The following is a 9,694-nucleotide window of genomic DNA, read 5'->3' on the forward strand; positions in this document are numbered from 1 at the left end:
GGGGCTGTGGATGAGTGCGATCGGGATTGTGGGTCTGGCGTTGAACCTGCGGGCCTACGACTTTGTGAGCCAGGAAATCCGGGCGGCAGAAGACCCAGAGTTTGAGACGTTCTACACCAAGAACATTCTGCTCAACGAAGGTCTACGGGCTTGGATGGCTCCCCAAGACCAACCCCATGAAAAATTTGTCTTCCCAGAGGAGGTTTTACCCCGTGGAAACGCCCTTTAATAGTTCTCTCGTCATGGGTGGCGGTCGCGACCAGGAATCCTCCGGCTTTGCCTGGTGGGCTGGTAACGCACGCCTGATCAACCTGTCCGGTAAATTGCTGGGTGCCCATGTCGCCCACGCCGGTCTCATTGTCTTCTGGGCCGGGGCGATGACCCTGTTTGAAGTGGCCCACTACATCCCTGAAAAGCCCATGTACGAACAGGGCTGTATTTTGATTCCCCACCTGGCCACCCTGGGTTGGGGTGTCGGTCCCGGCGGTGAAGTCGTGGATACGTTCCCCTACTTTGTCGTGGGTGTGCTGCACCTAGTGTCTTCGGCGGTACTCGGCCTCGGTGGGATTTACCACGCCCTGCGCGGTCCGGAAGTGCTGGAAGACTACTCCGCCTTCTTCGGCTACGACTGGCGCGATAAGAACAAGATGACCACCATCATCGGGATTCACCTGATCCTGCTCGGCTTGGGTGCGTTCCTGCTGGTGGCCAAGGCCATGTTCTTCGGCGGTGTCTATGATACCTGGGCACCGGGCGGTGGCGATGTCCGCATCATCACTAACCCAACCCTGAACCCGGCAATTATTTTCGGCTATCTGCTGAAGTCGCCCTTTGGCGGTGAAGGCTGGATTGTTGGCGTTAACAACATGGAAGATGTGATCGGCGGTCATATCTGGATCGGCCTGATCTGCATTTCCGGTGGTGTCTGGCACATCCTGACCCAACCCTTCGGGTGGGCACGCCGTGCCTTTGTCTGGTCGGGTGAAGCCTATCTGTCCTACAGCCTCGGTGCTTTGTCGCTGATGGGCTTTATTGCCTCCTGTATGGTGTGGTTCAACAACACGGTTTATCCGAGCGAGTTCTTTGGCCCCACCAACGCGGAAGCGTCGCAAGCCCAATCCTTTGTCTTCTTGGCCCGTGACCAAAAGCTGGGTGCTAACATTGCCTCGGCCCAAGGTCCGACGGGTCTCGGTAAATACCTGATGCGATCGCCGACGGGTGAAATCATCTTCGGTGGGGAAACCATGCGGTTCTGGGATTTCCGGGGACCGTGGCTGGAGCCGTTCCGGGGTCCGAATGGCCTGGATCTGGACAAGCTGAAGAATGACATCCAACCCTGGCAAATTCGGCGGGCGGCTGAGTATATGACCCATGCGCCGAACGGTTCGCTGAACTCGGTGGGCGGGATTATTACCGAACCCAACTCGTTCAACTACGTGAACCCCCGTGCCTGGTTGGCCACGTCCCACTTCGTCCTGGCGTTCTTCTTCCTCGTCGGTCACCTCTGGCACGCCGGTCGCGCCCGTGCGGCTGCCGCTGGCTTTGAGAAGGGGATCGATCGCGAAAATGAACCCGTACTTGCGATGAACGATCTCGACTAGGACTGGTCCTCAGGGATCGATCGCCCTTGAATTCGTTTCACAATCTCTCCCAGTCCCTAGGGATTGGGAGATTTTTGTTGGGACGTTACGGCAAGCATCGTCGCCAGATCTAGGAAATCCTTAGATTGAGCCAGATTAAGCCAGATTGAGATCGCTATCGTTAGCCCCCCTAGCCGGACCGATTGCGTTTGGCCTCTAGGGTAGCCACAAAATCATGGGGCGATCGCGGGGTAATCAGCAGCGGCGGATGCCCCGATCGTCCCACCAAGATGAACTGATCGGAGCGCGAGACATAAAATTCGACCCAACCGCCTTGACTCGTCCATAGCCAGCCAAAGCCCCCCCACAAACCGGCTGCACCGACTCGAAAGGGGTCACCAAATTGCTGCAAAAACGTCTTTAGGTCCAGCACACGCACCTCGGTGACGGAAGCCAGGGGGATCAGCCGTTGCCACAGGGGAAACGCGATCGTTAAGTTCTCATCAGTAATGCGGAAACAAACGGGACGCCACCCCAACCAAACGCTGGCATACACTACAACCATGAACAAAGCGATTGCTCCTAACCAACCACTTTGTTTGATCAGGGCGACAATACCCAAAAGTGGCGGTAACAAGAGCAGCACGATGGTCAGGTTGCGAATCAACGGTGACATCGGGGCAAGTGGGAAACAATCTGTAGTCATCTTCTGGGTTGCGCTTTTAAACACTGACAATTCCTGACCACTGCACTTGCTTTTGGCCGGTGCGCCGATAGGAAAAGAAATACTCCGGTTGCTGGTAGGTGCAGTAGGGCGCGATCGCCACCTGTTCCGGTTGTACTCCTAAGGATTGCAGTTGGAGTACATTGACTCGCCGGACATCCAGACGAACGCGCCCTGGCTCCGGATCGGCCAGAATGGGGGGATCGGCCAGTTGACTGAGGCTGGCGAGGGGATCAAAGGGGGCCAACTCAGGCAGTAAGGGTTGGAGGGTGGCCCCAACTTCGGCGGCAACGTCAGTAGCCACTTGGTAGACCGGCCCCGCGATCGCGGGTCCCAAGGCGACGCGTAAATCCTGGAGAACACTGCCCTGGCTCTGGAACTGGGCGATCGTCTGGGGCAAAATCTGGGCTGCTGTGCCCCGCCACCCCGCATGAACTGCCGCAACTTTGCCGGTCGTGGTATCCGCCACCAAAGCCGGGACGCAATCCGCCGTACATACCCACACCGACTCCTGGGGTCCCGTCGTCATCAAGCCATCCGCCGGGGCTAGGGCAGGGGTATCCAGGGAGGGGGGAATCGGGGTCAGGTCACGGGTGCTAAGGACACAATCCCCATGCACCTGCCGCACCCGATAGGTTTTGGCCGCTGGGTGCAGGATCGGGGTTAATTCCTGGGGCGATCGCGCGTGGAAGTGTTGGGTAAAAAAGCCGTGGGGCCACGGTTCCAGCAGCGAACAGGTGAGGTAGGGGAGATCCTCCCAGGTTTGCCAGTGCCAGGTATGCATGGGTAATGGACGGATAACGTTCTGTGGGGCAAAGAGTCAGTTATATTGAGAAATATAACGAGGTATTAGCGACTTGCTGACCGTTGAATACCAGGATACTGGTTCTCTGGTCCGCGATCGTGCCTTGATTGTGGTTACCCCTGATCACCGGGTGTCCTAAACTCTAAATGCCCTTTTGGATAGACCTACTTAACCTTGCTGGCGTTCCTAAAAGCAATTCGCGATATTATTACCCACTGGTGGTCGGAATTTACCGTCCAGACCAAATTGATGGCGGGGGCAACCCTGTTTGTCTCCTTACTGATGAGCGGGTTAACATTTTGGGCGGTGAATACGATTCAGCAGGATGCCCGCCTCAGTGATACCCGCTTTGGCAGTGACTTGGGGTTATTGCTGGCCGCAAATGTTGCGCCCTTGGTGTCGGAAGACAAGCTATCGGAACTGGCCCATTTTAGTCAACGCTTCTATGACAGCACCTCCAGTGTGCGCTATATCCTCTACGCCGATGAGGAGGGTACCATACGCCTCAGTATTCCCTTCTCTGCTCTTGGTGAACGGTTTGATACCGCAGAGGCTAGGGCTAACCCCGATCCGGTAACCGCTGATCCGCCTGCTAGGGCCATTCAACGGCGGATTCAGTTACCCGACAATTACCTCAACCATGTCGAATCCCGGAATTTTGCGGCCCTCCCCCTCGTCCGCCAGCACAAAACGCCAGGGGGTGAGGTAACGGATGTCTTTGTGCCCCTGGTCCAGGCCGATCAATACCTAGGCGTGCTGGCGATCGGGATTAACCCTAACCCGACGGTGGTGGCTTCCTCCCACCTGACGCGGGATGTAACGATCGCCGTCTTCGTGTCGATCTGGGTGATGGTAATCCTGGGGGCGGTCTTTAATGCCTTGACAATTACGAAGCCGATTAAGGAATTGCTGGTGGGGGTGAAGAATATTGCCGCCGGGAATTTTAAGCAACGGGTGGATTTGCCCCTGGGGGGTGAACTGGGGGAATTGATCCTCAGTTTCAATGAAATGGCGGAGCGGCTCGAACACTACGAGGAACAAAATATTGAGGAACTAACCGCTGAAAAGGCGAAGCTGGAAATCCTTGTATCGACGATCGCCGATGGTGCCGTTTTGCTCAACAACGAATTGCAAATTATTTTGGTGAATCCTACGGCACGACGGCTGTTTGGCTGGGAAGGGAGGGATCTGATTGGGGAAAAGGTGCTTTACTATTTGCCTGTCTCAGCCCAGGTGGAACTCACCCGGCCCCTCTATCAAATGGTACAGGGCGAATGCGAAACGGCTGAATTCCGCATCACTTTAGATGAACCCGCCCCCCGCACGATTCGTCTGCTCTTAACCAACGTGTTGGATCAGGCGCGGGAGAATGTCAAGGGGATTGCGATGACGATCCAGGACATTACCCGCGAGGTGGAACTTAATGAGGCCCAAAGCCAGTTCATCAGTAATGTTTCCCACGAGTTGCGCACCCCCCTGTTTAATATCAAGTCCTTTATTGAAACGCTGCATGAATTTGGCGATAGTTTAGGGGAAGAAGAACGGCGGGAGTTTCTGGAAACGGCCAATCATGAGACCGATCGCCTGACCCGGCTAGTCAACGATGTTCTGGATTTGTCCCGGCTGGAGTCGTCGCGCCAGTACCACTTTGAGGCGGTGGATCTGAATATGGCGATCGAGCAAACCCTCCGCAGCCACCAACTCAATGCCAAGGACAAGGGGATTGAACTATCCTATGAAGCTGCCAAGGACTTGCCCACGGTGCTGGGCCATTACGATCTGTTGCTCCAGGTATTTGCCAATTTAGTGGGAAATGCCTTGAAATTCACGCCCCGTGGCGGCAAGGTGGTGATCCGGGCCTACCAACTCTCCCCGGAAGAGTCCGGGATTACGGTACACCACTATAGCAACTTGGCCCATTACGACACCCCAACCGATTGGGTTGCGGGTCTGGATGGCCCGGATGCCCAGACGGCTTCGCCTGCGTTTCCCCATACTTCGCTGGCGTCGCCCCCTGGATTTGTGCGGATTGAGGTGGCAGATACGGGGATTGGGATTGATGCGAAGGATCTGCATACGATCTTCGATCGCTTTGTGCGGGTGGAGAATCGGGTGCATACCCTGGAGGGAACTGGGTTAGGGTTGTCGATCGTGCGCAATATTGTCGAGAAACACCACAGTACCGTGCAGGTGATTAGCGAGGTCGGTGTTGGGACAACCTTTTGGTTTGATCTCGCGGTGTTTCAGGAGCAAACCCACGCTGAGTCGGGGTTGATCAAGGACTATAACGGGTGTTCCGCCAGCGAGTCGCTCGTAACCGAGGGGGTGCCTGTGGAGGATCATGTCGCTTCCTAAGGCACCGGGTTTGCTCGTCAATTTGGCTTTTTTGAGTCGCCGTCCAACGGGGCATACGAATTACGCCATGCAGGTATTGCCCTATTTAGCTGCCTTACAGCCCAGGGTGTTGGTGCCAGCGGATCAGCAAGCTCAGATCCAGTTGGGTAATCCCCCCCAAGATACGAAGACAGCCGGATATGAAGTCATGCCGATCGCGGGTAATATGACACCGGATCAGGGGGCAGTGGGGCATTTGCGGCGTTTGGGCTGGACGCAGTTTCAGTTACCTGCCATTTATCGATCGACGCCCACGAACCTGCTGTTTTCCCCGATTCCAGAGGCTCCACTCTATACCGGTTGTCGGTTTGTTGTGACAGTCCATGACCTGATTCCCTTGCGGTTTGGAGGGCGGTTTTCCCGCTTAGCCACCTATTTTCGGGTCTATGTTCCCCGCGTTCTCCATCAGGCTGTCCACATTCTGTGTAATTCCCAGGCGACGGTGCAGGCGGTGCAGTCCACTTTTGGCATTCCTCCCCATAAACTCACGGCAACGCCTTTGGGGTACGACGATAGCCATTTTCGTGATTTAGCCCTACCAACGGCGAATTATTTTCTATATCTGGGCCGCCACGATCGCTATAAAAATGTCTCGCGGGTGATCACGGCTTTTGCAGCTTTGGCGGATCGGGAATGTGAATTATGGCTGGCGGGTCCCAGCGATCGCCGCTATACCCCGGAACTGCACGCCCAAGTCACGGCGCTCAATCTTCAGGATCGGGTCAAGTTCCTGGATTACGTTTCCTATGCGGATCTCCCCAAGCTGCTAGGGCAGGCGATCGCCCTCGTTTTTCCGAGTCTGTATGAAGGCTTTGGGTTACCCGTGCTGGAGGCAATGGCCTGTGGGACCCCCGTAATCACCTCCAACTGCTCGGCCCTGCCGGAAGTCGCCGGGGAAGCGGCCCTTTTGGTCAACCCTTATGCTGAAGCCGAGATCACCGATGCGATGCACGCGCTGTTGGTCGATACAAACCTGCGATCGCGTCTGCGGCAAGCGGGCTTGGAACGTGTGCAGACCTTTAGTTGGGCCAAGACCGGAGCCATGACCAATATGGTATTACAACAGTATTTGTAGGGATGAACAGCGAGCCAGTCAACGGGCTGAGGGCTGTCTAGCTAATCCTTAGATCTGCTCGGCAAGCCTACCGGCAGCCGTTCGGCGCAAGTCTCACCGATGATGGGTTGCCCCTAATGGACTGAATTTGGTGCCAGAAGAAAGGGATGACCGTTAAACGTCAGCCCCCCCCGGCCTTAACCCGAACTCAAGGTGCTGAGGACAAGATTATCGCGGTGAATCACCGTTTCGGGACTGCTTTGGCCCAGGATTGTGGGGATTTCCTCCGATCGGCGGCCCTGGATTTTTTGGAGGTCGCTACTACTGTAGTTAACGATGCCCCGCGCAATTTCCTGGCCAGCCTGATCACAGATGAGGACCGCATCTTTACTTTGAAATTCCCCCTCCACCTCAATGATCCCTGCCGCCAGTAGGGACTTGCCGGCCTTTTGGATGGCGTTGACGGCCCCCGTATCCAGGTAGAGCTTGCCAGCGGGAACCAGGCTATAGGCGATCCACCGTTTCCGGGCATTGATCGGACGGGGTTGGGGTTCAAAGTGGGTGCCGATGAGTTCCCCTTGGAGGATGTGCTCGATTTTCTGGGGAGATTTGCCTTCGGTGATGACCGTGCGGACCCCGGCATCAGTGGCAATGCGGGCTGCTGCAATTTTGGTCGCCATGCCCCCAGTTCCCCACTGGGACCCCGTATTTTCCTTGGCCGTCACTTCCTGCTCGCGGGTTTGGTTCACCAACTCGGCCAGCTCATCCAGTTGGACAAGGCTGATCGGTTTGGCATCGGCATGAATGCGAGGGTTAGCAGAATAGAGCCGATCGACATCCGTGAGCATAAACAGCCAATCGGCCTCCACTAAACTCGCCACTAGGGCCGACAGGGTATCGTTGTCGCCAAATTTCAGTTCATCGACAGCCACCGTGTCGTTCTCGTTGACGATCGGGATCACCCCCAGTTTGCGCAATTCACAGAAGGTCTGGTAGACATTCACATAGCGGCTCCGCTGGACCAGATCGCTGCGGGTAAGCAATACCTGGGCGATCGGTTGTTGTAGGGAAGTAAACAGATCATCATAAATGCGCATCAACCGTCCCTGACCCACGGCAGCGACCGCCTGCTTCAGGGCGATCGTGCGGGGGCGTTCGAGCAATCCCAGGCGGGCACACCCCACCCCCACTGCCCCGGAGGAGACCAGCACGACCTGATGGCCCTGCTGTTGCAGCCGTCCCAAGGTTTCCACCAATGCCGCGATCGTGGACAGGGCCAGCATTCCCGTTTCCGGCTGGGTGAGGCTAGAGGTACCGATTTTGACGACGATCGTTTGGGGCATGGTCTGAGGGGAGCCGAGATAGGAGCAGCCCAGGGAGATAGTCAGGGCAACCCCCCCTGGGGCAACCCGTTCCTAGCGTCAGGGAGTCTGGTAATTGACGATGCGGGCAAAGTCTGCTGGCTGCAAGCTGGCACCACCCACCAGTGCCCCATCAATCTCGGGCTGGGCCATAATTTCGTCAATATTGCCTGGTTTGACGGAACCGCCATACTGGATTGGGACATCCGGATTATTCAGTTGGCTGCGGATCAGGCCGATCACCCGGTTTGCTTCCGTGGCTTCACAGGTGTCACCGGTCCCGATCGCCCAGATGGGTTCATAGGCAATGATCAGATTTTGTTGATCGATATCGATGAGATCCTGGGCCAGTTGGGTATAAATCAGCTTTTCCGTTTCGCCCGCATCGCGCTGCTGTTTGCTTTCGCCGACACAGAGGATGGGGGTTAACCCGGCGGCTTGGGCGGCTTTTAAGCGCCAATTCACGGTCTCGTCGGTTTCGCCGAAATATTGCCGCCGCTCGCTGTGGCCAATAATGACGTAGCGAACCCCAATCTCCACCAGCATGGCTGCCGAAATCTCACCGGTATAGGCTCCTTCCGTTTCCCAATGGACGTTCTGGGCACCCACCCGCACCCGGCTACCGTGAAGACTTTCTGAGAGGGTCCGGAGATCGGTGAAGGGGACACAGAGCATAACCTCCCGCTCTTCCGGGGTATCCGCTAGCAGGGGTAGGAATCCCTTCAGGAACTCCAGCGCCTCTGCCTGGGTTTTATACATTTTCCAGTTACCAGCAATGACGATCTTGCGCACAGGCCCATTCTTTCTCGTTTGACCATCCCCCAGTGTATACCGTGACCGGCCCTGTCCTGCCCTTCTGGTGAGGGGTTAAGGGGTAAATCTTTAGCTATTTTCGCCTTCAAGCCAGATCGGGGATGAGGGCCAGAATGCCTTGGAAACATAGGTGGAGATCGGGGATGAGTTGGGCGGCGATCGTCGGATGTTCGGCTTGTAAATAGCTCAGCAGGCGGGGACCATCCCCACCCGTGAGGCAAATGGGACCGTGGGGAAATTGCTGTTGCCAAGCCCCCACTGTCGTGTGCAGCGTGGCCAGTATTCCGTAGATGACCCCACTGGCGATCGCCGTCTCCGTGTCTTGTGCCCAGCGGGGAGGCAAGGTAGCTGGTGGCGACACGATCGGGAGGGCTGCTGTCTGTTGGGCTAAGGCCCTGAGCTGGAGGGACAGACCGGGTAGGATAGCCCCCCCTACAAGCTGATGATTACCATTCACCCCTGTGAACGTCAGGGCCGTTCCCGCATCGATCACCAGGCTGGGAAACCCATAGGTTACGCCCGCTCCCAGGAGTGCCAATGCCCGATCGATCCCCAGGGTAGGGTACAATCCCGCGAGGGGAATGTCCGTTAGCGAGAGGACCCTTGCCGCCGGATAGGCTTGCCACAAGGCCGTTTGGGCGGGCACTACCGAGGCAATCCAGACCGGTAACGGCGATCGGGGCATCCCCTGGGCCGCGATTGCCCTCGGCACCAGTGCCTCCACCGCGATCGGGGCCGACAAGTGTGGGGTATCCCAGGTAGCGCGCACCTGTCCTTGCTGCAACCACGCCCAATGGAGCCGCGAATTCCCCACCACCAGCGCCACCCCCCCCCTTCGGGTCCCTTCGCGTCCTTCGTGCCTTAGGGGTTCCTCTCCCCCGTCGTCCCCACGCATTCCCCCTATCCCCCGTGCTGCCAGATCGTGAAACCCTCTTCCAAGCCTACCTCAGCCAAGAAACTGGC

The 9,694-nt window shown here is 56.9% G+C and carries 8 protein-coding genes and 1 pseudogene; 4 read left to right on the forward strand and 5 right to left on the reverse strand.

Translation table 11 applies throughout. From position 1 onward, the window contains the following. Both ACWIUF_RS19975 and psbC read left to right on the forward strand, forming a co-directional pair. Positions 1 to 229, forward strand: a pseudogene (locus ACWIUF_RS19975) (photosystem II D2 protein (photosystem q(a) protein)); the annotation flags it as partial. Between the two features lie 13 nt (positions 230 to 242). Beyond that, positions 243 to 1,601 (forward strand): photosystem II reaction center protein CP43, encoded by a 1,359-nt coding sequence (gene psbC, locus ACWIUF_RS19980; RefSeq protein WP_448574299.1) that lies wholly within the window; start codon positions 243 to 245, stop codon positions 1,599 to 1,601. A gap of 169 nt (positions 1,602 to 1,770) precedes the next feature. Here the strand turns inward: psbC and ACWIUF_RS19985 are convergent, their stop codons facing one another. Then, positions 1,771 to 2,256, reverse strand: coding sequence for a PH domain-containing protein (locus ACWIUF_RS19985; protein WP_448574292.1), 486 nt, complete (start codon positions 2,254 to 2,256; stop codon positions 1,771 to 1,773). A 46-nt stretch (positions 2,257 to 2,302) separates the two neighbouring features. After that, positions 2,303 to 3,088 (reverse strand): peptidoglycan editing factor PgeF, encoded by a 786-nt coding sequence (gene pgeF / locus ACWIUF_RS19990; RefSeq protein ID WP_448574293.1) that lies wholly within the window; start codon positions 3,086 to 3,088, stop codon positions 2,303 to 2,305. 195 nt (positions 3,089 to 3,283) lie between these two features. Here pgeF and nblS point away from each other — a divergent pair, with 195 nt between their 5' ends. Together nblS and ACWIUF_RS20000 are read left to right on the forward strand one after the other, a co-directional pair. Continuing rightward, entirely contained in the window at positions 3,284 to 5,464 is a 2,181-nt protein-coding gene (gene nblS / locus ACWIUF_RS19995) for a two-component system sensor histidine kinase NblS (RefSeq protein WP_448574294.1), read from the forward strand. Then, a complete protein-coding gene (locus ACWIUF_RS20000; RefSeq protein ID WP_448574295.1) occupies positions 5,451 to 6,578 on the forward strand; it encodes a glycosyltransferase family 4 protein in 1,128 nt (375 codons plus the stop codon). Before nblS ends, ACWIUF_RS20000 begins: the two co-directional genes overlap by 14 nt. 176 nt (positions 6,579 to 6,754) lie before the next feature. Here ACWIUF_RS20000 and proB read toward each other — a convergent pair whose 3' ends face one another. From proB to ACWIUF_RS20015, 3 genes are all read right to left on the reverse strand, one after another. Then, positions 6,755 to 7,900 carry a glutamate 5-kinase gene (gene proB, locus ACWIUF_RS20005; RefSeq protein ID WP_448574296.1) on the reverse strand — a complete coding sequence of 382 codons (1,146 nt, stop codon included), beginning with the start codon at positions 7,898 to 7,900 and terminating at the stop codon, positions 6,755 to 6,757. Between the two features lie 78 nt (positions 7,901 to 7,978). After that, positions 7,979 to 8,710, reverse strand: coding sequence for a triose-phosphate isomerase (tpiA, locus tag ACWIUF_RS20010; protein ID WP_448574297.1), 732 nt, complete (start codon positions 8,708 to 8,710; stop codon positions 7,979 to 7,981). 106 nt (positions 8,711 to 8,816) lie between these two features. Continuing rightward, positions 8,817 to 9,626 (reverse strand): pantothenate kinase, encoded by an 810-nt coding sequence (locus ACWIUF_RS20015; protein ID WP_448574298.1) that lies wholly within the window; start codon positions 9,624 to 9,626, stop codon positions 8,817 to 8,819. Positions 9,627 to 9,694: the final 68 nt, after the last annotated feature.

This window comes from Trichothermofontia sp. (genome assembly GCF_053493415.1).